Annotated in this window: 17 protein-coding genes; 9 read left to right on the top strand and 8 right to left on the bottom strand. The window is 40.8% G+C overall.

All coding sequences use genetic code 11. The features are described from left to right. The first annotated feature begins 32 nt into the window (after positions 1-32). Positions 33-1,454 (top strand): ABC transporter permease, encoded by a 1,422-nt coding sequence (locus tag ACWIX0_RS00780; protein WP_454171096.1) that lies wholly within the window; start codon positions 33-35, stop codon positions 1,452-1,454. After that, positions 1,451-2,698, top strand: a complete 1,248-nt coding sequence (locus ACWIX0_RS00775) for an ABC transporter permease (RefSeq protein WP_454171095.1) — start codon at positions 1,451-1,453, stop codon at positions 2,696-2,698. The genes ACWIX0_RS00780 and ACWIX0_RS00775 overlap by 4 nt, the downstream gene beginning before the upstream one ends. Positions 2,699-2,708: 10 nt before the next feature. On the opposite strand, the gene ACWIX0_RS00770 is transcribed toward ACWIX0_RS00775, so the two are convergent. From ACWIX0_RS00770 to ACWIX0_RS00755, 4 genes are all read right to left on the bottom strand, one after another. Continuing rightward, a complete protein-coding gene (locus tag ACWIX0_RS00770; RefSeq protein WP_454171094.1) occupies positions 2,709-4,442 on the bottom strand; it encodes a hypothetical protein in 1,734 nt (577 codons plus the stop codon). A 246-nt stretch (positions 4,443-4,688) separates the two neighbouring features. After that, positions 4,689-4,925, bottom strand: a complete 237-nt coding sequence (locus tag ACWIX0_RS00765; RefSeq protein WP_454171092.1) for a hypothetical protein — start codon at positions 4,923-4,925, stop codon at positions 4,689-4,691. A 383-nt stretch (positions 4,926-5,308) separates the two neighbouring features. After that, positions 5,309-6,931, bottom strand: a complete 1,623-nt coding sequence (locus ACWIX0_RS00760; RefSeq protein ID WP_454171090.1) for a hypothetical protein — start codon at positions 6,929-6,931, stop codon at positions 5,309-5,311. A 328-nt stretch (positions 6,932-7,259) separates the two neighbouring features. Then, positions 7,260-7,394, bottom strand: coding sequence for a hypothetical protein (locus ACWIX0_RS00755; RefSeq protein ID WP_454171089.1), 135 nt, complete (start codon positions 7,392-7,394; stop codon positions 7,260-7,262). A gap of 11 nt (positions 7,395-7,405) precedes the next feature. Between ACWIX0_RS00755 and ACWIX0_RS00750 the strand changes: the two genes are divergently transcribed. Then, positions 7,406-7,567, top strand: a complete 162-nt coding sequence (locus ACWIX0_RS00750) for a hypothetical protein (protein ID WP_454171087.1) — start codon at positions 7,406-7,408, stop codon at positions 7,565-7,567. Positions 7,568-7,654: 87 nt separating this feature from the next. On the opposite strand, the gene ACWIX0_RS00745 is transcribed toward ACWIX0_RS00750, so the two are convergent. After that, the gene (locus ACWIX0_RS00745) at positions 7,655-7,927 is read right to left on the bottom strand and encodes a hypothetical protein (RefSeq protein WP_454171085.1); all 273 of its coding nucleotides are present in this window, start codon (positions 7,925-7,927) and stop codon (positions 7,655-7,657) included. A gap of 235 nt (positions 7,928-8,162) precedes the next feature. On the opposite strand from ACWIX0_RS00745, the gene ACWIX0_RS00740 reads away from it, so the two are divergent. Further along, positions 8,163-8,888 carry a hypothetical protein gene (locus tag ACWIX0_RS00740; RefSeq protein WP_454171084.1) on the top strand — a complete coding sequence of 242 codons (726 nt, stop codon included), beginning with the start codon at positions 8,163-8,165 and terminating at the stop codon, positions 8,886-8,888. 22 nt (positions 8,889-8,910) lie between these two features. Here the strand turns inward: ACWIX0_RS00740 and ACWIX0_RS00735 are convergent, their stop codons facing one another. After that, entirely contained in the window at positions 8,911-11,634 is a 2,724-nt protein-coding gene (locus tag ACWIX0_RS00735) for a heavy metal translocating P-type ATPase (protein WP_454171082.1), read from the bottom strand. A 43-nt stretch (positions 11,635-11,677) separates the two neighbouring features. Beyond that, positions 11,678-12,514 (bottom strand): phosphatase PAP2 family protein, encoded by an 837-nt coding sequence (locus tag ACWIX0_RS00730; protein WP_454171080.1) that lies wholly within the window; start codon positions 12,512-12,514, stop codon positions 11,678-11,680. 320 nt (positions 12,515-12,834) lie between these two features. On the opposite strand from ACWIX0_RS00730, the gene ACWIX0_RS00725 reads away from it, so the two are divergent. From ACWIX0_RS00725 to ACWIX0_RS00715, 3 genes are all read left to right on the top strand, one after another. Then, positions 12,835-14,022, top strand: a complete 1,188-nt coding sequence (locus ACWIX0_RS00725; RefSeq protein ID WP_454171078.1) for an efflux RND transporter periplasmic adaptor subunit — start codon at positions 12,835-12,837, stop codon at positions 14,020-14,022. Positions 14,023-14,096: 74 nt separating this feature from the next. Beyond that, positions 14,097-17,288: an efflux RND transporter permease subunit gene (locus ACWIX0_RS00720; protein WP_454171076.1), complete on the top strand. Its 3,192-nt coding sequence runs from the start codon at positions 14,097-14,099 to the stop codon at positions 17,286-17,288. Positions 17,289-17,487: 199 nt separating this feature from the next. Continuing rightward, the gene (locus tag ACWIX0_RS00715) at positions 17,488-18,993 is read left to right on the top strand and encodes a coproporphyrinogen III oxidase family protein (protein ID WP_454171075.1); all 1,506 of its coding nucleotides are present in this window, start codon (positions 17,488-17,490) and stop codon (positions 18,991-18,993) included. A 63-nt stretch (positions 18,994-19,056) separates the two neighbouring features. Here the strand turns inward: ACWIX0_RS00715 and ACWIX0_RS00710 are convergent, their stop codons facing one another. Next, on the bottom strand, positions 19,057-19,281 hold the full coding sequence (locus tag ACWIX0_RS00710; RefSeq protein ID WP_454171073.1) for a hypothetical protein: 225 nt from the start codon (positions 19,279-19,281) through the stop codon (positions 19,057-19,059). A gap of 171 nt (positions 19,282-19,452) precedes the next feature. On the opposite strand from ACWIX0_RS00710, the gene thrC reads away from it, so the two are divergent. Both thrC and recA read left to right on the top strand, forming a co-directional pair. After that, positions 19,453-20,994: a threonine synthase gene (gene thrC, locus ACWIX0_RS00705; RefSeq protein WP_454171071.1), complete on the top strand. Its 1,542-nt coding sequence runs from the start codon at positions 19,453-19,455 to the stop codon at positions 20,992-20,994. A 147-nt stretch (positions 20,995-21,141) separates the two neighbouring features. Continuing rightward, positions 21,142-22,182, top strand: a complete 1,041-nt coding sequence (gene recA, locus ACWIX0_RS00700; RefSeq protein WP_454171069.1) for a recombinase RecA — start codon at positions 21,142-21,144, stop codon at positions 22,180-22,182. Positions 22,183-22,509: the final 327 nt, after the last annotated feature.

The following is a 22,509-nucleotide window of genomic DNA, read 5'->3' as shown; positions in this document are numbered from 1 at the left end:
AAAAATCAAAAAAGCCATAAAAAGTCTAGCAAATGCGAAACAAAAACAATAATGCCTTAGCAAAGATTTTGTGCTTTGTAAAAAGCGTGAATGAAAATCTAATCGCATTGTTGCGTAAATTTCCACTGCGAAATGTCCGCTTTTTACAATTTTTGCAAAAATTTACACGCAAGCCTAGCAAGCAAACATCTTTTTTGCAACTATCACAAAAAACCCAAAATCTCATATCTAAAGTAAAATCTAGCAAAATCTACTTAAATGATTCTACGATAGCGCAAAGACAAAAGAAAAAAATCAGTGTTTTTAGACGCCTTGCTTTGAGAGAGGCATTGCGATTGCTATCTAGGCATAAAGTCTTGTTTTTGATTTATGTGGTGTTGCCCCTGCTTGTTGGGTGGTTTATCTACTCGGTGTTTATGGCAAGCCTCCCTAGAGATTTACCTATCGGCGTGGTGGATTTTGATAGAAGTGTGGCAAGCGATGAAGCGTTGTTTATGATAGATTCTAGTGCCACTACCAAAATTACAAAATCTTATCAAAACATCGCGCAGGCAAAAGAGGATTTAAGCACAAATAAAATCTATGCCCTTGTGGTGATTCCGCTACACTATGAGCGCGACATAAAGCAGGGCAATGGCACGACAATAGCCCTTTATTTTAACGCCCAATTTGTCCTAATCGGCAAGTCCATAAGCTCCGCGCTAGAAGGCGTCATAGGCACGCTAAACGCAAAGCAATGGAGTGGCAAAAATCTACTCAAAAGCCAAAATCTAACTTTATCGATTGCTAGCTCTATGCCGATTTTTTCTCAAATCATTCCGCTGTATAACTCAAGTAGCAACTACTCGCAATTTATGCTAACCCTGCTTTTGCCCTGTATGCTTCAAATCCTAAGTGCGCTAGGTATGCTTCACTTGCTTTACCGCCCTCCAAGTAGCCTAAAAAGCCTTATCACACGCTATGTTTTTAATTCCCTTGTATTTGTTTTTTGGTCGTTGTTTCAAATCGTGCTATTAAAACAGCTAGGTTTTGAAAATCGAGGGGATTTGGGGATTTTAATGTGTGGGAGTGCATTGCTTGTGTTTGGCGTAAATGGCGTAGTGGTATGTATCCAATCAGTGATAAATGACTTTAAAAAAGCGGTGGGTTTTGTGGCGATTTATACCGCGCCATCTTTGGCGTTTGCAGGCGTTACTTACCCACAAAATGCGATGAATGCGTTTGCGCTTTTTTGGAGTAAATTTCTGCCTATTTCGCATTTTATGGAGCTTTTTATACAGCAGGCAAATTATGGAGGGGAAGCAGATTTGGGATTTAAGATTTTGGGAGGAATGCTATGGTTTTTGCTATTTTTTGCGCTTGGAGTGGGGATTTATGCCATAAGATTTAGTTGGGATATTTTTCCTAAAATCCCAACTCTTGCAAAAAAGTTTGCCAAAAAGAACGCACAATGAAACAAAATCTATCATTTTTGCAAATCATCATTAGCGAGTATAAAGCGATTTTTAGCAACAAACTTGTCATAATGGTTGTCATCATAGGCTCTCTTGTGTATGGTTTGCTTTACCCTATGCCATATTTAAACGACATTGTTACTAAGCAGAGGTTAGTAGTGATTGATGAGGATAAAAGCGAGTTAAGCAAAAGGCTTATTTTTCTCACTTCTGTCACGCCACAAATCTCGCTCTTAGACGAGGTGGATTCCCTGCAAACAGCACAAAATCTAATCGAGCGATTTGAAGCTGATGGCGTGCTACTTATCCCAAAAGGCTTTGAATCAAATGCCAAAAAAGGTGTAGGTAGCGTAGTATCATATATGGGCAATGCCTCGTATTTCTTAATCTATGGAGCGATAGTGGAGGGCGTGCATAATGCCATAAATGCTTTAAGCGAGGAATTGCGAAAAAAAAGAGAGCCAACTTTGCGCTCTAGCGAAATCATAAAGCTAGAATCTATCCCGCTATATAATGTCAATCTTGGCTATGCAAACTACGCGCTTGCAGCGGTGCTTGTTTTTGTCCTGCATCAAACCTCTATCGCAGGGAGTGGGATTTTGAGCGCGTATCAAAATCGCATAAGAAAAGAAAAATGGCAAAAAAGCCACAATTCTAAAGATTCTAAAGACTCTAGCGCAAAATCAAATACAGATTTTACGATTGATTTTTATGAAAAATCTAGCATAAATCCTAGCCTAGAGTTCAAAGAATATTTTGAAATAGCACCTATTTGGAAGCTACTTTTGGGGCGGATTTTAGCATTTATGGGGATTTATAGTGTGTTGTTTTTGATATATTTTGGCGTGCTTTTTCCCACACTTGGTATCAATATTCATTCAAGCCCTAGTGATTTTTGGTGCTTTTCTCTGCCTTTTATGGCGTGTTGTGTAGCGTGTGGTGTGGCTTTGGGGAGCTTTTTTAGCGATGAGAGTATCCCTACACAAGTGATTTTTGTTTCTTCAATGCCTCTAGTGTTTATTATGGGGTTTATTTGGCCTAGCGAGCTTTTACCTTCTTTTTTGCGTGAATTGTCATATTTGATTCCCGCTTTTCACGGTATTCGTGGGCTTATGAGTCTAAATCAGATGGGCGCAGAGTTTGCTAGTGTTATGTGGCATTTGTATGCGTTTTTTGCTATCGGTGGATTTTGCTTTTTGCTAGCGTTTGTTGTGCTATCTTATCGCAGGAGACGATATATTTAGACTCATTTTGCTATTTTTTTGTGCTTTTGGGGGTAGGTTTTGCATTGGATTTTGTCGCAGGTTTTGTGGCGGGTTTTTTGATAGATTTTGATTGTGAGCTAGATTTTGGGTTCGTTTGTTTGACTTTTGGGAGATTTACTTTTGGGGATTTGGCGTTTATTTTAGCAGGTTTGGGAGGCTCTTTAGATTTTGTATCTTTTGGTGTCTTGCTAGCTTTGTCCGCACCCTTAGCTTTAGCATCTGTTTTTATGGTTGGGCTAGATTTTGTTTTAGTTGCGTTATTGGTAGAGTTTGCAGGAGTTATATTTGCATTTCTTGCTCTGCTAGCAGTGGTGTTAGCAGAAGCAGTGTTAGATTGTAGCGTTTTCCTCTCATTTTTACCCTTTAGCTTTTGATACCTACTAGATTGTCTTGTAGAAGTTGCAATGTTTTGATTGTCAAATCCTTTTCCAAGCTCATAGCCTAGTAACACTCCTGCTTTTATGAGGTAGGATTTATCTAGCAAGGTTTTATCGACAAATACCGCTCCTATATCAGCATTTATGTAAAATCTACTTCCTATGCCCTGCTTAAACACAAAGCTAGCAGAATACATTTGATTATTAAAAAATGTCTTATTTGTCCAGCTTACATTATCGCCTAGATTGACATTGATAGATGTTAGGGAGTTAAATGCACCTCCTGCACTTCCTCGAAGCAAAAGGCTTGTTTTTTTGATTTTTAGTCCTGTATCTAGGGCGATATTGCCAAATACTAGATGATTTGTAGGGATATACTTTCCTTTTAGTGTAGCTGCATAGTAGGCATTTACACTAGGATTTAGCACAAAAAATACATTGCCACTACCACCTAGCGCAAAGTCAAACTCTTTTAATAATCCTATACCTGCGATGATAGAATGTGTAGCAAACTTTGTATCTAATGCCTTGCCAAAATCAACATAACTATAATAAAGCGCACTTCGCATATAAAATCTATTTGCAACTCTTAGTTTAGATTTTGCTCCTATATCAAAGCCATTATTTGAGTTTTGATTATAGTAGCGGAAAAATCCTCCGTTGTTAAACGCACCCATTGAAAACTGATGAGATAAACCATAATCATAGTTCATATATGTCCCATCATAATTATTTAGTATGTTGTAAAGAATCATTGTGTTTGTGGATTCTCTAACGATTTGTTCTTTTTGAGCTAGTGGGGATTGTGGCGCGGCTTTTTGGATTTGCTCTTGCGTAGCTTCTGGACGGATATTTAGATTGCCTCCTGTGTTGCCATTATTTGAGCCACCAGATGGGTTTGTAGGGGAGATTGTTGTTCCATTAGGCTGAGTTACTTTGACGCCACCTGTGGCTGGATAGGTAAGTGTCATTCCGTTAGCACCAAATACGACTTTCATAGGATTATTGCCACTGCCTGTTATATTATCGATGACTAATGTAGTGCTAGAAGTCCCTGTACGATCAAAATCTAGTCGAAAAGGCACTTCACTCCCGTAAAAATCTTTTATGTCATTTTGTCTTTGAATGATAAGATGTTTTATAGAATTGCTACCTCTTTCAGGGAGCATTAGGACAACTACTTTTTGTGGTAACGCGCCATTTGCGCTAAGAATCAAAGTATCTACATTCAAAGGTTTATCTAAGTAACCTATGCCAGAGCCTGTTATGGTGCAAGTCCCCGTATAAGAGCTACCACTTGTATTACAACCATTTCCACCGATTTGGAGATTGTCTGTGGTAGTCATAGCGACGCTTAGATTTGCCACAAACACAACAAAAAAAGCAACAATCCAATACAAATACATATCAGTAAATTATCCTCTAAATTATTTTTGATTTACTATGCTTTTTGCATAGATTGCATTTGATATTTCAAATGATAAACTAGATTCTCCACTACCTTAGTTTATTGGATTTTAGACATATTTCGGTTTCTTGCGAAACCTAAATATGACAATGTTGGTTTGTCATTGCGAGATTTTGCGACTTTGTTAAAAGTTGCAAAATCGTGGCAATCTATGGATTCCCCTCCTCCTCATTTTGCGGAGGGGCTTTGGCGTGGATGTCATTGCGAGCGGATTTTGACAAAAACTGCTCGCAATGACGGCAAAGATTCCCCATTCTTTGCGGAGTCGCGACTCTCTTGTCCCCCCTCCCTTTGCGGAGGGGGTTAGGGGGGTGGGTTTGTCATTGCGAGCGTGGCTTATGCCACGCGTGGCAATCCACAATTAAAATTGCAAAATAACGCTTTTTGTAATTTTTGGTTATGGATTGCCACGCTTGCGCTTACGCGCTCACTCGCAATGACAAAGTAAGTTGTCATACTAAGCTTTCGCAAGAAAGCGAAATATCTCTATTTTTTTGTTTAGATACTTCGCTTTCTACGCACTCATTCAGTATGACAATGTTTTTTTTGTTTTTATAGATTGCTACACAATGACGGCAAAGATTCCCCATTCTTTGCGGAGTCGCGACTCTCTTGTTCCCCCTCCCTTTGCGGAGGGGGTTAGGGGGTGGGTTTGTCATTGTGAGAATTTGTGCAATCTTTAGTCAAACAAGGATTTTTGTCATTGCGAGCGATTTTTGACAAAATCCGCTCACAAAGCCCATCTTATCCCCTACTGCTTACTTTTGATTTTCTAATTTTTCTTCCGTATTTGTCCTTTTTGCTAGATTTTACATACCGCCCCTCATCATCATAATAGCCCATTATATTATCAAACCTATTGCTTCTAAAGCGATAGATTAGCATCGCATTTGCGCGAAATACCCCCGATTTTAGCTGTCCTTTTTCCCAAAACTGCTTATCTAAATACACATAGCCAGCCTCTGCTGCGATTTCTAGCCCGCCAAAAAGTCTTTGGGATACTCCCACGCCTAGTGAATATACATTTTTGATAAAACTTGGCTCATAGATAAACGCACCTTCATCAAGCGAAATGCTTTTTAGCGAGTTTTTGGCTATGCCAGCACTTGCTTTTGCTAGCAAAGTGGTGCGCCATAGTCGCACTCCTGTTTCTAGCGAAGCGTTGAAAAATCCTAGATGATTTTGCGGGATATAATCTTTTTGGAAAGTATAAGCGTAGTTTGCCTCTATGGAGGGGGTAAGTAGCAGGGCAAAATTATCTCCTAGCCCAAAGCTAAAATCTTTTTTTAGCCCAAATGATGCCACAACGGAGCGTTGAAAATAATCGCTGTAATATAGATTTGCTTTTGTCCATTTGCTACGAAACTTTAGCCCTATGTCATAGCCGTATTCCTGCCCAGATTCATTTAGCTTTGCTTTGGTGTAGTATCTCGCAAAAAATCCGTTTTGAAACGCCCCTACGCTAATGGTATTTGCTAGTCCATAATCATAGGCTAAATATGTCCCCTCGTAATTATGTAGCATATTATAGATTAGCATCGTGTTGGTATCAGCGATTCTGGCTAGATTGGTATAGGATTTTCTCTGTGCAAGTAAGCTATTTAGGGTTATGGTTTGGGAGTTTAGCGCGTTTGCATTACTTGGATTTGTGGAGTTTGTGCTATTTGTGGGGGAGTTGCTTTTGTTTGAAGTTTGCTTTTGTGCTAGCCATTGTGTATAAGGTGTGCAGGTGTTTCCCGTGCATACGCGGACAAATTCCGCACCTTTTTCAATTTGAATGTTAGGATTTGTTGTGCTGTCTATGTTTATATCAAAAAATGTTTTTTCTTGATTTTGGTTGGGTAACTCGCCTATCACTTCTCTGATTGTTAGGTTCTCAACTTTCATAGGAAATTTGCCCGCCCCTGCATACGCTTTTGAGATAATATCTTGGTCTTGGGCTCTGATACTAGATGTGATATTGCTAGAAGGTTGCCCATTGATAGTGATTTTGTTATGAATATTTCCCGCTATCAATATTTTATCAGGCATTGTAGTGATGATATTTACCCTGCCTTTGCTATTTTCATCAAAATCATCTATGATAAGTTCATTGCCATTTAGCCCTACTAGCATAATGTCTATGGTGTTGTTAGTATCTACGCTGATATATCGTATGCGACTTTTCCCGCCAAAAGAAGCGGCGAGCGGCACACCATTTGTGAAATTTAGCCAGCCTATATCTACGCCATTTGCCACTAGCTTGCCTCCGCCTGCTACGCCCACGCCACCGATAAATTTATACTCACTAGCAAAACCTAGCCCGCTTAGTAGGCAAAAAAATGCGAATGCTAATGTGGATTTTGTATAGTTTAATGTAGATTTCAATGTCAATCCTTTTGGTTTAGGTTTTGTTGGTTTAGATTTTGGGTTTTTTAGCTTTGTTTGGTTTTTGATTAGATTTTGCGCTTTTAATGATAAAAGATTTTGGTTTGCAATAAATTTGATTGATTTGACTCGCAAAAAATATGCCAAATCTATAAATTTCGCTAAAAATGTTGAATTTTACCAAAAAAAAAAAAAAACGCGAACCAAAAACACAAAAATATGACAAGTAGTGTTGTCATTGCTAGATTTTGACTTGTCAAAATCTAGCAATGTATGGATTCTTTTTTTCATTGTGTTTTATTGCGTTGCCTGTGTTTTTATTGCGCTTTTATTGCAAATGCGGATTTTGCATTTTCTCATTCCCTTGCGGAGTCGTGGCTCTCTTGTCCCCCCTCATTTGCGGAGTTTTGATTCTCTTGTCCCCCTCCCTTAGCACGAGGGGGTTAGGGGGTGGGTTTGTCATTGTGAGAATTTGTGCAATCTTTAGTCAAACAAGGATTTTTGTCATTGCGAGCGGATTTTGACAAAATCCGCGTGGCAATCTACAATGAAAATTGCCAAATAACGCTTTTTTGTAATTTTTGGTTATGGATTGCCACGCTTGCGCTTACGCGCTCGCTCGCAATGACAAAGTAAGTTGTCATATTGAGGCTTTGAAAAAGCCGAAATATCTCTCTTACTTATTGTCATAGTGAGCGATAGCGAAATATCTCTGTTTTTTGTTTAGATACTTCGCTTTCTACGCACTACTTCAGTATGACAATGTTTTTTTGTTTTTATAGATTTCCACGATTTTGCTAGCCCAAAATCTAGCAATGACGATTTTTTGGGATTTACCCACCCCCTAACCCCCTCCGCAAAGGGAGGGGGGATACTCGTCATTGCGAGCGGATTTGAAAAATCCGCGTGGCAATCTACAATATAAAATAAACAACATAGATTGCCACGCAAGTCTTGCGACTTGCTCGCAATGACGGCGTGAATTGTGATATGCAAGACTTAGCACAAACCAAAATAACTCAACATTATTTTTGTGTTTTTTTTGCTTACCTCTTGACAAGCCGTTTTTTTTTTTTTTGTATTATTGTGGCTTAGTAGATTTTGGCTGATTTTGGTTAATGCAAAACATAGCTAAAAAGTCTCACAAACGCGAATCTAGCGCAAAATGCGTAAAAAGTCTGCGACTAAAACATACAAAAATAGCGCAAACATAACGCAAAAAGGAGTAACAATGAAAAAGTCATCACAAAACACATTAGCAAAAAGTAGCTTTGCAAAAAAAGCCCTATTTTTAAATGCAGTGGCAAACATAAACGCAAAGATAAAAGCAAAATCCACATACCAAATCATCGCAAAATCTTACAAGATTTTCGCGCTTTTTGCCCTGTGTATCGCCTCTGTGGCAAATCTATCGCTAGCCAAACCCATAACCAAAGAACAATCTAGCAAAATCAACACCCAAATACAAGAAATCCAAAACAACTTCAAAACCAAAATCAACAACCTAGAATCTAGGCTAAATATCACCATAGAAGCCGAACGCAGAAACAAAGACAAAACCAAAAATCTAAGCGGGACAGACTATGAGATTTTGTATCGGCGGTTTGAGGATAAAAAAGAGCATATCAAAGAAATGGGCGCATACCACACCAAAAACACACAAGACAACGCAAAAAAGGCAAAAGATAAGGCGGGGCAATGGGGGCTTGAGAGGGAGTTTGGCGAGATGGAAAAATCTCTAGCTAAGGATTCTAGCTCGTTTGTAGCGCAAATGAATGAGTATAAAAAACGGCTAGATTCTCTAGCAAAAACCCAAAATCATTCCAATCAAAAATCTGCCTACAAGGAAAAAATGGAGTGGATAGTCCAAGAATTTGACAATGAATATGAGGATATTTTGTTTGATGTGTATAGTGTGTTTGTAGAAAAAATCAGCGCGATTTTGGGGGAAAAATAAATTACAACTTTTTATAACCTGCTTACTTTCTCATCGAGTTTGCGACTACTATGAGGGAGGATAGGCTCATACTTAGTGCTGCGATAAGGGGGATAATAAATCCACAAAGTGCTAGCGGAATCAAAAGCGCGTTATACACAAGGCTTATGATTAGATTTTGCTTTATGCGTGAGTAGGTGCTTTTAGCGATTTCAAACGCCCTGCCTACCCCCTCCAAACTACTATCTAGCACCACTACATCGCTTTGGGCGATAGCTACGCAGTAGCCCCCTCCCATAGCGATGCCAACCTCCGCACTTTGCAATGCTAAAATGTCATTTAGCCCATCGCCTATCATCACGGCATTTTTCTTAGCGCGGATTATCTCTAGTTTGTCATTTGGGAGTAGCTCGCTATGATAGTCTTTTATGCCTAGTGTGGTGGCGATAGATTTTACCACGCATTGCCTATCGCCGCTTATAAGGAGGATTTTTTTGCCTGCTTGTTTTAGGCTTGTGATTAGCTCTTTTGCGCTAGGTTTTAGGCTATCTTGGAGGAAAAATAGCAGATGGACTTTTGGAGAATCTAGAGTGATTTTTTGCGTGGCGTTTGTTGGTGTGTTTGGCGTTTTTTGCGTGGTGGATTTTATCGCGCAGGCAAATACGCTCATTTGTGGAAAATCTAGCGCGATTTTTTGTGCTTCATCAGTGTTTATGCCTTGTTGTTGCAAGTATTCTAGGCTACCTCCTAGTATGGTTAAAATCTCGCCATTTGCGCATTCATAGATTCCATAGATTCCGCGCTCTTTGGTTTGTTTGGCTTCTTTTAGGGTTAGATTTTGTGGCAAAATATGCTTGTTTATTGCGGGGCTTTTTTTGATAAAATCTTTTATCGCTACGGAAATAGGATGCGTAAAATGGCTTAGAAAATCTGCTAATAAGATTTTGGCAAAATCGCTTTTTTCTAGCCCGCTAAAATCTTTTTTACGATGTTTATCAAAAAGCCTGAAAAAATCTAACGCCAACTCTTTTTTCACTTCTAGTTTGCCCTTTGTTAGCGTGCCTGTTTTGTCAAATAGCACCACTTCACACCTTGCAAGCGTTTCTAAAAATTTTGCCTTTTTAAATAGCACGCCCTGCCTAAACCCCCGCGAAATCCCCACCACACTAGCAATAGGCGTGGCTAATGCTAACGCACAAGGGCAAGAAATCACTACCACAGAAATAGCGATAATCAACGCCTCTTGCGCCCCTGCATAATGCCACCAAAACAAAAATCCACATAGCGCGATAAAAAGCACCACGCGAGAAAAATGCTTTGATAGCGTGTTTGCTAGATTTTGTATTTGTGGCTTTGACTCTAGGCTTTCTTCTAAGAGTTTTATGATATTGCTCATCGTAGAATCCGCATAAGTCTTTGCCACTTCATAGCGGAAACTATCTAGCGCGATAGAGCCAGATAGCACCTCATCGCCGATATTTTTTGCCACAGGCTCACTCTCCCCGCTTAAAGAGCGCGTATCGATATTGCCCTGCATTAGCATTATCCCATCACAAGGGAGCATCTCCCCCTCTCGTATATGGATAATATCGCCCTTTGCTAGCTCTTTGCTATCTTTTAATATGGTTTTTGCAGAATCTAGCAAGTTTGCAGAATCTTTAGATTCTACTAAGACGGCGTTTGGGAGTATGTGTTGGAGTTTGTCTAGGCTATCGCCTGCTAGTGCTTTTGCCCGCATTTCTAAAAATTTACCACTAAAGACAAAAAGCACAATCATCGCCACGCTTTCAAAATACGGCTCGCCAATCCCTACAAAGCTCGCATACACAGAGTATGCAAAAGTAAGGCTAGCCCCAAATGCTACCAAAAAATCCATTCCTATAAAGCCCTGTTTTAGTCCATAATACGCCCCTGTGAAAAACACCCTGCCCGTATAAAAAAGCACAGGCGTAGCAAGCAGGCAGGATATTAGATTTAGAATGGATTTCATATCCGCGCTCATTCCTTTAAAATACCCTGTGTATTGGGCTATCGCCACCATCATAATACTCATCGTGCAAAAAACGCCCACCACAAAGCTAGTGAAATATGTTTTATTTTGGGCTAAAAGCAGATTTTCTTGCGCGCTTGGGTCATAGATATGCGCTTCATAGCCCATAGAAGCGATGATGGCAAATATGGAGGATAGCTTTATCACACTTGGATTAAAAAGGATTTTTGCTTTGTTGTTTGTGTAGTTTATGCTGATTTTTTCTATGCCTATTTGTTTGGATAGCATCGCCTCATTTAGCCACACGCACGCAGCGCAATGAATGCCATCAATGATTAGATTTACCTCTAAAAGATTATGGGATTTTTTGCTTGTGTGTTTGTCTAAGAAATGGGCTTCATCAAGGTAGCTAAATCGTTGATTTTTAGCTTTTGGACTAGAGTCTAGGCTAGATTTTATGCGTTTTGATTTTGTAGATTCTGCGGATTTTGTGCCTTGCTTTGTGAGTTGGGATTTTGTAGATTTTATGGGGGTAGATTTTGTGATATTAGATTTTGTCAAATCCACAGGATTTAGCGTATTATCCCCTAGTCTATCATAAAACCCGCTAAGCCCATTTTGTGCCAAAAGCATATACACACCCTCGCAACCATTGCAACAAAAATATAACTCTTTATGGTTGTTATCTATGTCATTTAGTATGACTTTTTTTAGGGCTTTTTTGTCGTATTCTAGTTGGCAGTGGGAGCATTTAGTTTTTGCATTTTGGGCTTGCATTTTGGATTCTTAGATTTTATGATTTGGTTTTTAAAAACAAAATCTACACAAAAAACAACGCTAGCAAAAAAGCACTATAAAGCGTTTGATTGTTTTGCTGATTTTGTGGCAAATGGTTTTGTGGTGCGTGCTTGTTGTGCTTATTTGGCAAGTTTGGCAATATGCTTGAAGTGTGGATTTTCACAAATGGCGAAGCACAAAAAAAGCTAAGCAAAAATCCTAAAATCCCCCCGCATACCACTTGCAAAAGCGTGTGTTTTTCTAGCAGGAGTCGCGACTCTCCCACTGCTAGAGCCACGATAAACGCAGGAATCCCAAGCCTGCTACCATATCGCTTTTGCAAAAACCCTACCGCTGCAAACGCGCTAGAAGTATGCCCGCTTGGAAATGCCTCATAAGATTGCCATCTAGGGCGTTTGGCAAAACTTAGGGCATTTGGAGCATAAGGAGCAGCAAAATATATCAAATATTTCACCGCATAAGTAGCCCCCACCACCGCTACCCAGCCGATAGCTTGCTGTCTAAAGCCCAAAAAATCCTTGATGATAAGTGCGTAGCTTAAACCTGCTGCTGGAAGAAATTGCATAGAATTTGAAAAAAACTTCATATATGAGGGAGAAATATAGCCAAAAAAATGCGTGTCTTTGTCTTTTTTTGTAGTGCTAGGTTTAGATTCTTGTGTGTCGTGCCCTGCTTGTGGTGTTGTTTGGTGTAGTGTGGCGTTTGTGGTGTGATATGGACTTAGTTGTGTATCTATGTTTGGAGCTGATTTTGTGGGTGCTTGTGGATTTGTTTTCGCGTTTATATCTGCTTTTGCTAGAGAAAAAGCTAAGCATACTGCCAAGATTTTAATAACCATTTGTTGTAGTATTTGTTTCATTGTTAAGCCCCTTAAATTTTGCGTAAAAACACTAAAATTTGATATTGCAAAAACGCATAATTATACACAATCAAAATCTAAAGCACATAAACAATCCACACAAATCATACACATAGCTAAAATCACACAAAAAAAGCCCGCCATAACAATCAAATAAAAATAGTTGTATATGCAACTATTTAGAATCTAATTTATATATTTTTGCTATAATCCCACATTTTTACTTCACAAATGCGCGTTAATATTCGCGCTAGATTTTGCAAAGATTTTGCAAAATTGTTAAGAATTGTCTTTTTTAAAAAATAATAAAAGGAGAATGTATGTTTAAATTTAGAAATGTTGTTTTTATGTCGTATTTATCGCTAGTAGCGGTATTTTTAATAGCTTGTGGAGGAGATGATAAAAGCGGGCAAAAAGGCGCATTGCCTGTCAATACCATAGAAATCACACAAAGCAATATCCCCCTAGAATTTGAATACGCCGCAAGGCTAAAAAGCGTGCAAAGTGCCGATGTGTATGCGCGAGTAGAGGGGATTTTGCTTAGTCAAAATTTTAAAGAAGGCGATATTGTCCTAGAGGGACAGCCACTTTTTCAAATCGACTCTAAACGCTATCAAGCTCGCGTAACTATGGCTAGAGCGCAGTATGATTCTGCTAAAGCAAATTTGGATAAAGCAAAGCGCGATTGGGAGCGCACAGAAGCCCTATATAAGCAAGGTGCGCTTACCGTTGATACTTATGATAACGCGCTATATAACTACCAATCCGCAAAAGCAAATGTCGATAACACAAAAGCAAGCCTAGATGACGCGCTTATTGATTTGGGCTATACAAAAGTCGTGGCTAGCTTTACGGGTAGAATCGGTATGCGGAGATATGACATAGGCGCGCTTGTGGGAGCGCAAGGGAGCAATGTGCTATCCACTCTTACGCAATTAACGCCCATTTATGCAGAATTTGCAATCCCTAGCAATGATTTTTACTACATAAGGGATTTAGAAAAAACAAATGTCATAGCTCAAGTGATTTTAGGAAACGACAAAGTCTATGATACGCTAGGAGTGCTAAATTTCGTAGATTCTGTCATTGATCAAAATACCTCTTCAGTCAAAGCCCGCGCGATTTTTGATAATGAAAAATATACACTTGTGCCAAATGAATTTGTGCGCGTGAAATTAGAGGGGTTTGAGGCAAAAAATGCCATAGCGATTCCACAAAATGCGCTTTTGCAGGATTCTCAAGGTAGCTATGTGTATGTAGTAAAAGATGGCAAAGCACATATCGCGCGCATAACGCTTGGCAAAATGCTAAAAAATGGCTTGGTGCTTGTCATAAGCGGACTAAAGCAAAAAGACATACTTGTAACGAGTGATTTAACCAAAATCTCTCAAGGCTTGCCCCTCACCTCAAAAGCTAGCACCACGCAAGCTATGCCACAAAATCAAACACAAAATCCACAGCAAAATACTGCGCAAAATACGCAAAATCCACCAAAAGAGCAAAAATAAACGCTATTTACCAAAAGTTGTAAAGCAACAATTAAAAACAAGGCATTCCTAAAAAGAGATTCTAAGGATTTCAAATGTTCTCCAAATTTTTCATCAATCGCCCTGTGCTTGCTATGGTGATTTCTATCATTATCACGCTTACAGGGCTTATTAGCATTTTTAAGCTAGGTGTGGAGGAGTATCCCCAAATCACGCCCGTAGAAGTCGTAGTCTCTGCCACTTATAGCGGGGCGAGTGCGGAGGTAATCGCAAACACAGTGGCCAGCGTGCTAGAAAATTCCATTAACGGTGTGGAGGGAATGCTCTATATGCGCTCCACCTCGACTTCTAGCGGGAGTTTTTCTATCAATGTGTCTTTTTCTAACGACACTGACCCCGATATGGCGACTATCAATGTCAATAACCGCGTCCAAGCCGTCCTTAGCCAGCTCCCAGAAGAAGTCCAGCGACTAGGCGTAAATGTCCGCAAGCGAAGCTCTACCATACTCGCAGTTTATACGATGTATTCGGATAATCCCGCGCACGACCAACTTTTTATTTATAATTACTCCGCGATAAACATTGTCGATGAGATTAAGCGCGTGCAGGGCGTGGGCGATGCGAGCACCTTTGGGGAGTCAGCGTATTCGATGCGGATTTGGCTAGATTTAGACAAGCTCTCCCAAAACAACCTCACTCCCGCCGAAGTCGCCCAAGTCATCAAAGAGCAAAACGCGCAATTTGCCGTAGGGCAGTTTGGGCAAGAGCCTATGAAAAACAAAGTCGCTTTCACTTACTCCATAAGCACGCAGGGGCGATTTCTAAATCCAAATGAATTTGGCAATATCATTATCCGCTCAAATTCTGATGGGAGCGCGTTGCGCGTGCGAGATGTCGCCACTATCGAGCTAGGAGCGAAGTATTATGATGTCGATGCTAAAATCAATGGCAAAGCAGGGGAATCTTTTGGCGTCTTTTTACAGCCCGGGGCAAACGCGCTTGCCACCGCAAAAGCCGTAGAGGAAAAGCTCCAAGAGTTATCTAAAAATTTCCCTGATGGCTTGCACTACACCACAAGCTATGATACGACTAAGTTTGTCTCAATTTCGATTAAAGAAGTGGCAAAAACTTTCATCGAAGCGATAATCTTAGTCGTGGTGATAATGTATTTTTTCTTGCAAAATTTCCGCGCTACGATTATCCCTGTGATTGCTATCCCTGTGTCGATTATCGGGGCATTTGGCGGGCTATACGCGCTAGGATTTTCAATCAACTTGCTAACTTTGTTTGGGCTTATCTTAGCCATCGGAATCGTGGTAGATGACGCCATCATCGTGATAGAAAATGTGGAGAGAATCTTGCACGATAAAGCTGAAAATCTAACCGTAAAAGAAGCCACCATTAAAGCGATGGGCGAAATGCAAAGCCCTGTGATTGCTATCGTGCTAGTGCTGTGCGCGGTGTTTATCCCTGTGGCGTTTATCGGGGGCTTTAGTGGCGAAATCTACAAACAATTTGCCATTACCATTGCCGTTTCAGTGGTGATTTCTGGCTTTGTCGCGCTCACACTCACGCCCGCGCTTTGCGTGTCGATTCTAAAGAAAAAAGAGCCAACGCCATTTCTAGCCGTGCGCAAATTTAACGAAGTCTTTGATAGACTAACGCATAGATTTGGGGAAACGATTGCTTTTACGATGCGCAGGGCGGTTATGATGATAGCTATCTTTGTGGCGATTTTGGTGGCGACTTTTGGGCTATTTCAGTCTCTATCCACAGGACTTGTGCCAAATGAGGACAAAGGCGATGTGATAGCCTCTGTGCGCTTGCCTCCTGCGAGCGCGCTATGGCGGACAAATATCGTAGCAGACAAAGAGCTAGAGATTTTACAAAACAACCCAAATGTCAATTCTGTGATGATGATTATCGGCTATGATATGCTCTCTTCATCAGTGCGTAGCAATGTGATTACTTCGTTTATACAGCTAAAGCCTTGGAGTGAGCGCAAAGGTGCGGGGCAGGATTCTTTTAGTGTGGCTGGAATGCTTACAGGGGAGTTTAACGCCAAGCTAGAAGCAAGTGGCTTTGTGCTAAATCCCCCTGCGATAATGGGTATGGGGCTAGCAGGGGGCTTTGAAGTCTATCTGCAAAATCGTGGAAACGGCGATATAAAAGAGCTCCAAAAAAATGCGGATATGCTTGTCGCTGAAGCACGCAAACGCCCAGAGCTAAATCCAATGACGGTAAGAAGCTATTTGGACGCTACGATTCCCCAATACTTTATCACGCTAGATAGAGAGAAAGCAAAAGCGTTTAATGTCAATATCAACGATGTTTTTACCACTTTGCAAAGCACTTTTGGGAGCTATTATGTCAATGATTTTAACCTCTATGGGCGCACTTATCAAGTCAAACTCCAAGCCCAAAGCGAATTTCGCGAAAGCCCAGAGGATTTTAACCGCGTCTTTGTCAAATCAAACGATGGCAACCTTATCCCCATAAGCGCGCTTGTGGATTTTGAGCGAATCGTAAATACAGATATTATCGAGCGGTTTAACCTTTTCCCCGCAGCCAAACTCACAGGAAGCCCAAATGAGGGCTACTCTAGCGGAGACGCGCTAAGGGCAATCGAGGAAGTCGCCCGCGAAATCCTGCCAAGCGAATATACCATTGCACATTCTGGAATGAGCTACCAAGAAAAGGCAAGTAGCGGGAGTGCGTTTGTGGCATTTGGGCTAGGGCTCGTGTTTGTGTTTTTGATTTTATGTGCGCAATATGAGCGGTGGCTTATGCCATTAGCCGTGCTTACTGCTGTGCCTTTTGCGGTGTTTGGTGCGAGTGCGGCGGTGTTTGTGCGGGGGCTAGAAAACGACATTTATTTCCAAGTGGGCTTAGTTACACTTATCGCGCTTAGTGCGAAAAATGCCATTTTGATTGTGGAGTTTGCCCAGCATTTGCGCGAAGAGGGCGGGCTTAGCATACTGCAAGCCGCCATACAAGCCGCCAAACTACGATTTCGCCCCATTGTGATGACTTCGCTTGCCTTTAGTATAGGCGTGCTTCCCCTTGCGCTATCAAGCGGGGCAGGGGCGGCAGCACGCCACGCTATCGGCACGGGTATCATCGGCGGAATGCTCGCTGCGACATTTATCGCTATCTTTTTTATCCCGCTATTTTGGAGCTTCATCGCCCAGCTTGGCGAAATCATCAAAGCAAAATTTAGTGAAAATCTACCAACACCCACAAAAACAGCCCACAAAACAACGCCCACAAATGCTAACAAGCATTAGATTCTACATTGTTGTGGTTTTTTATAAAATCGCAACAATGCTTATCTCACATAAATCAAATATTTCATCGCATTTTGTCATTATTAGCGTATAATGCGAAGTTTATTTGCTAACTACTAAAATCTTAAAACATAACTTCTACTTATAAATTCTGCCTTTATTTATCGCTACACAATGCTAAGCAATACAAGGAGTTGCAATGCCATTTCGCACAATAAAATCTTGTATAGGATTTTTGGATAAAAATCCTATACAATCCCTTGCTACGCGCTATGCGAGCCACTCTATGCAAAGAGTGCTAAAGCGTAGTTTTAAAGTGCGCTTGCACGCGAGCGAGATTCTCCCAAATGGCAAGCCCACAATGCTTTATATCCACATTCCCTTTTGCCACACGCTTTGCCCCTATTGTAGTTTCCACAAATACATTTATGATGAGAACTTAGCGCGGGCGTATTTTGAGGCATTGAGAGAAGAGCTAAAACTCATTAAGGCAAAGGGCTTTGATTTCCACACGCTTGTGGTGGGTGGCGGGACTACGCTTATCAATGAGGACGAGCTATTAAAGACTTTGGAGCTGTGTAAAAATCTCTTTGGCATACAAGAGATTTCGTGTGAGAGCGACCCGACACATATCGCACCTGCGCAATTAGAGCGATTTAAGGGGCTTATCACGCGTCTAAGCTGTGGGGTGCAGAGCTTTGATGATGAGATTTTACGCAAAATTGGGCGATATGAGAAATTTGGCTCAAGTGCGCAGTTGCAAGAAAAACTCGCAAAAGCGCAAGGAATCTTGCCAACTTTAAGCATTGATTTAATTTTTAACTTCCCAAACCAAACAAAAGAGCAACTTTTGCGTGATTTAGCTATCGCTAAATCGCTAGGCGCAGAGCAAATCACCACTTACCCGCTTATGCGCTCCGCACTCACGCGCTCCAAAATCCAATCCGCGCTAGGCGTAGCTCTAAGCGACAATGAACGCGAATTTTATGAGCTCATTTGCGCGGAATTTAGCGGGTGGAAGCGCAACAATGCGTGGGGGTTTGGCAAAATAAATCCTAATGCAAAAATCAATGACGACACCCCACAAAGCAATCTTAGCGATGAATATGTAAGCTCCAATCATCAATATTTGGGCGCGGGTAGTGGGGCGTTTAGCTTTATCAATGGCAAACTGTATATCAATACATTTAACCTCAAAGACTACTGCTCGGCTATCGCGCACAAGCGCAATGCAAATATGGCAAACGCAGAATTTAGCAGGCGCGATATTTTGCGCTATGTGTTTTTGTGTGAGCTGTTTGAAGGCAGGCTCAATATAGCGGAGTTTAACGCAAATATGCAGTGTAATTTGGAGTGGGATTTGGCATTAGAGATAGCGGGCTTGCGCCTAAGCGGGGCGATAACAAATGCGACAAATAGCGCGGGGGAGAAGATATTGCAATGCACGGATTTTGGGCATTATGTCTGTGTGGTGCTGATGAAAGAATTTTACGCGGGAATGGACTTGGTGCGTGCGACATTTCGCGATGAAGCCAGACTAGAAAATGCGCAAAAAGAGGAGCTCCAAAGCCAAAGCAGGATTAGTGTCATTGATATTATGCGCGAGGCAAAAGAGCTTGCCAACAATGCGCAAGAATCAAAGCAAGAAGCAAAGAAAAAGTCAAAGCAAGAGTCAAAGATTATTTCAACGCTACAAACAATATGAAAAAAGGCAAAATCTTAGCCATTACAAAATCAACGATACGCCAAATCCCCCTCTAGCCTTGCTTTAAGCCTGTCTTTGCCCGCTATTATCTATGTCGATAAAATACCCCTTTTCATCGCAGAGGATTTTAGATTTTTTTGCAGTTTTTAGCTCGATTAGGTAGCATTGCTCTAGCGTCTCTGCTTTTGCTCTCTCTATTGGTATTTGCTTCATTCGCAGTGATACCTCCTCCATATCCTCGCACAATGCAGGGAATCCAAACATTACTAATTTATATTGAAAATCCATTTTTGTCCTTTTTTCATTGTAGATTTTGCACAAATTTTTAGCAAGATTTCGCACTATATACTAATAAAACTAACATAAACTTTTTTACAACATTTTTGCGATACAATACGGCTAGATTTCCCCTTAAAATAGCCATATATACGCAAATGCTTCAAAACATAAAGGACATCAATGCCAAACTTTACCCAATCTTTTGTTTCCACGCGTGATTTTTCTAGCGCGAAATCCTGTGATTTTGCAAGCGCGATTCTTAGCCCAAGCGCGCCAAATAATGGGCTTTGGAGTCTAAGCAAAATCCCTAGTATGGATTTTAGAGCGCTTTTTTCTAAGGTAGAATCTAGCGATTCTAAATACGCCACACTTTGCAAAGAGGTTTTTAGCCAATTTGGCTTTACGCTAGATTCTACCACGCTAGAAAAAGCCCTTAGCACATATTCTAGCTTTGATAATCCGCTAAATCCAGCCCCCATCACAAGCGTTGGCAACGCGCATTTTTTAGAGCTTTATCACGGATCTACAAGGGCTTTTAAAGATATGGCATTAGCTCCTTTTGGTGTAGTATTTAGCGATCTTGCAAAGGGGGAGAAAATCAAAGATTTTAATGCGACAAATTATCTTATATTGACCGCTACAAGTGGCGATACAGGACCTGCTACGCTTCATAGCTTTGCAAACAAAAATCATATCAAAGTCGTATGCCTATACCCAAATGGTGGCACTAGTCAAGTCCAAGCCCTACAAATGCAAACCCAAGACGCGCAAAATCTAAATGTGCTAGGTATCAATGGGGATTTTGACACCGCACAAAGCCTGCTAAAAAGCCTGCTAAATGATAGTGAATTTCTCTCCACCCTAAAATCCAAAAACTACGCGCTATCTGCGGCAAATTCGGTAAATTTTGGCAGAATCGCTTTTCAAATCATTTATCATATTTGGGGATATTTTTGCCTAGCTAAAGAGGGCAAAATCACTTTTGGCGAGCAAATATATAGCATTATCCCAAGTGGTAATTTTGGCAATGCGCTAGGGGCGTTTTTTGCTAAACTATCGGGCTTGCCATTAGCAAAAATCATCATCGCTAGCAACCCAAACAATATCCTAAGCGAGCTTATAAAAAGCGGAATCTATGATATATCAGGCAAGATTTTACACAAAAGCATTTCACCTGCGATGGATATACTAAATAGCTCAAATGTCGAGCGCGTGCTTTTTGCGCTATTTGGAGCAAGACGGACAAATGAGCTAATGCAAAGCCTGCAGATGACTTCTAAATATGAATTAAACAACGATGAGTTAGAAGCATTAAGAGGGCATTTTGACTGCTATTATGGCAGTGATGATGAGACTTTGGAGCTAATAAATAAGGCATATAAAAAGGACTATATTTTAGATCCGCATACCGCACTAGGCTATGGCGCGTATCTAGAGCTATGCAAGAGAGAAAATAACCCAAATGCCCTCATTTGCTCCACAGCACAGTGGAGTAAATTTGCCCCGAGTGTGTGCCACGCGATAGAATCTAAAACCACAAAATCTAGTGTGGATTTAGGCAATCATTACGAAGTCTTAAGCGATTTAGAAGCGATAAAAAAAATGCGACAAAAAGGGGCAAGCATAGGAGAGGAAATCTTAGGGCTATTTGATAAAAAAATCGTGCATAAAAAAGTCCTAGAACCAAATGAAGTAAAAAAAGAGATTTTAGAGTGGCTATGAGTTAGATTTTGTATATTTTTGGGTAATTTTGCGTATTTTTGCGTGGAGGGGGATTTTGGTTTGCATTTTAGTAAAAATTTTGGCTAGATTTTAAGTATAATGCACGATTTGAATATTTCCTTACATACTTCACTACAAAGGACAAAAATGGCACAACAAGATGAGCATAAACAAAAAGCTATTGAGTTAGCATTAAAGCAGATTGACAAGCAGTTTGGCAAAGGCGCGCTTGTCCGTCTAGGCGATAAGCAAGTCGAAAAAATCGACTCTATTTCCACAGGCTCTTTAGGGCTTGATATGGCATTAGGCATAGGCGGGATACCAAAGGGACGCATCATCGAAATCTATGGACCAGAATCAAGTGGCAAAACCACCCTCTCACTTCAAGTCGTGGCACAATGCCAGCAAAATGGCGGAATCGCAGCATTTATCGATGCAGAACACGCCCTTGATGTGTATTATGCAAAAAAACTTGGCGTAGATACGGAAAATCTACTCGTATCCCAGCCAGATAATGGTGAGCAGGCATTAGAAATATTAGAGACTTTGACTAGAAGCGGGGCGGTGGATTTGGTAGTCATCGACTCTGTGGCGGCTTTGACGCCAAAAGCAGAAATTGATGGGGATATGGGCGATCAGCATGTGGGGTTGCAAGCAAGGCTTATGAGCCACGCTTTGCGCAAAATTACAGGTGCTTTGCACAAAATGAATACCACGCTAATTTTTATCAACCAAATTCGTATGAAAATCGGCACTATGGGCTATGGTAGCCCAGAAACGACTACGGGCGGGAATGCGCTAAAATTTTACGCAAGTGTGAGAATAGACATAAGGCGAATCGCTAGCCTCAAACAAAATGAGCAGCACATCGGCAATCGCGCCAAAGCAAAAGTGGTAAAAAACAAAGTCGCCCCGCCTTTTAGAGAAGCAGAATTTGACATTATGTTTGGCGAGGGGATAAGCAAAGAGGGCGAAATCATCGACTATGGAATCAAACTAGACATCATCGATAAAAGTGGCGCGTGGCTAAGCTACAAAGACCAAAAACTAGGGCAAGGCAGGGAAAATGCAAAACTTGCCCTAAAAGAAAACAAAGCCCTAGCGACTGAAATCATCAACAAAATCAAAGAGCAAATCGGCACAAGCGAAGAGATAATGCCATTGCCAGATGAGCCACAAGAGGGCTAAGACACGCTAAAAACGCATAAATTTTTGTAAGCAGTGTTTTTGGATTTTAGGCTTTTTTATCAAAGCCTAAATCGTGGCAATCTATACCAAACAACAAAAAGCGTTGTTTGGCAATTTATGTTTTGTAGATTGCCACTTGGATTTGACAAATCAGCTCACAATGACGGGACACTTGGGAGATTAAAAACCACCTCCCTTGTAAAGTTGCCACTTTTTCTTTCCCCCTCCCTTAGCACGAGGGGGTTAGGGGGTGGGTAGATTCCAAAAATCGTCATTGCGAGTGAGTGAAAATAGCGTGGCAATCTGTTTTTGTCATATTGAGCGTTA

It is taken from the genome of Helicobacter sp. T3_23-1059, assembly GCF_053654515.1.
Note: the sequence above shows the minus strand (reverse complement) of the source record. Positions and strands in the feature narration are given on the sequence as shown.

Coding starts and splice junctions, on each gene's coding strand:
- ACWIX0_RS00710 (WP_454171073.1), bottom strand. CDS start 19,281: ATGGATTTTCAATATAAATTAGTAATGTTTGGATTCCCTGCATTGTGC.
- ACWIX0_RS00770 (WP_454171094.1), bottom strand. CDS start 4,442: ATGACTACCACAGACAATCTCCAAATCGGTGGAAATGGTTGTAATACA.
- recA (WP_454171069.1), top strand. CDS start 21,142: ATGGCACAACAAGATGAGCATAAACAAAAAGCTATTGAGTTAGCATTA.
- ACWIX0_RS00715 (WP_454171075.1), top strand. CDS start 17,488: ATGCCATTTCGCACAATAAAATCTTGTATAGGATTTTTGGATAAAAAT.
- ACWIX0_RS00775 (WP_454171095.1), top strand. CDS start 1,451: ATGAAACAAAATCTATCATTTTTGCAAATCATCATTAGCGAGTATAAA.
- ACWIX0_RS00735 (WP_454171082.1), bottom strand. CDS start 11,634: ATGCAAGCCCAAAATGCAAAAACTAAATGCTCCCACTGCCAACTAGAA.
- thrC (WP_454171071.1), top strand. CDS start 19,453: ATGCCAAACTTTACCCAATCTTTTGTTTCCACGCGTGATTTTTCTAGC.
- ACWIX0_RS00740 (WP_454171084.1), top strand. CDS start 8,163: ATGAAAAAGTCATCACAAAACACATTAGCAAAAAGTAGCTTTGCAAAA.
- ACWIX0_RS00720 (WP_454171076.1), top strand. CDS start 14,097: ATGTTCTCCAAATTTTTCATCAATCGCCCTGTGCTTGCTATGGTGATT.
- ACWIX0_RS00780 (WP_454171096.1), top strand. CDS start 33: ATGCGAAACAAAAACAATAATGCCTTAGCAAAGATTTTGTGCTTTGTA.
- ACWIX0_RS00755 (WP_454171089.1), bottom strand. CDS start 7,394: ATGACAAACCCACCCCCTAACCCCCTCGTGCTAAGGGAGGGGGACAAG.
- ACWIX0_RS00730 (WP_454171080.1), bottom strand. CDS start 12,514: ATGAAACAAATACTACAACAAATGGTTATTAAAATCTTGGCAGTATGC.
- ACWIX0_RS00725 (WP_454171078.1), top strand. CDS start 12,835: ATGTTTAAATTTAGAAATGTTGTTTTTATGTCGTATTTATCGCTAGTA.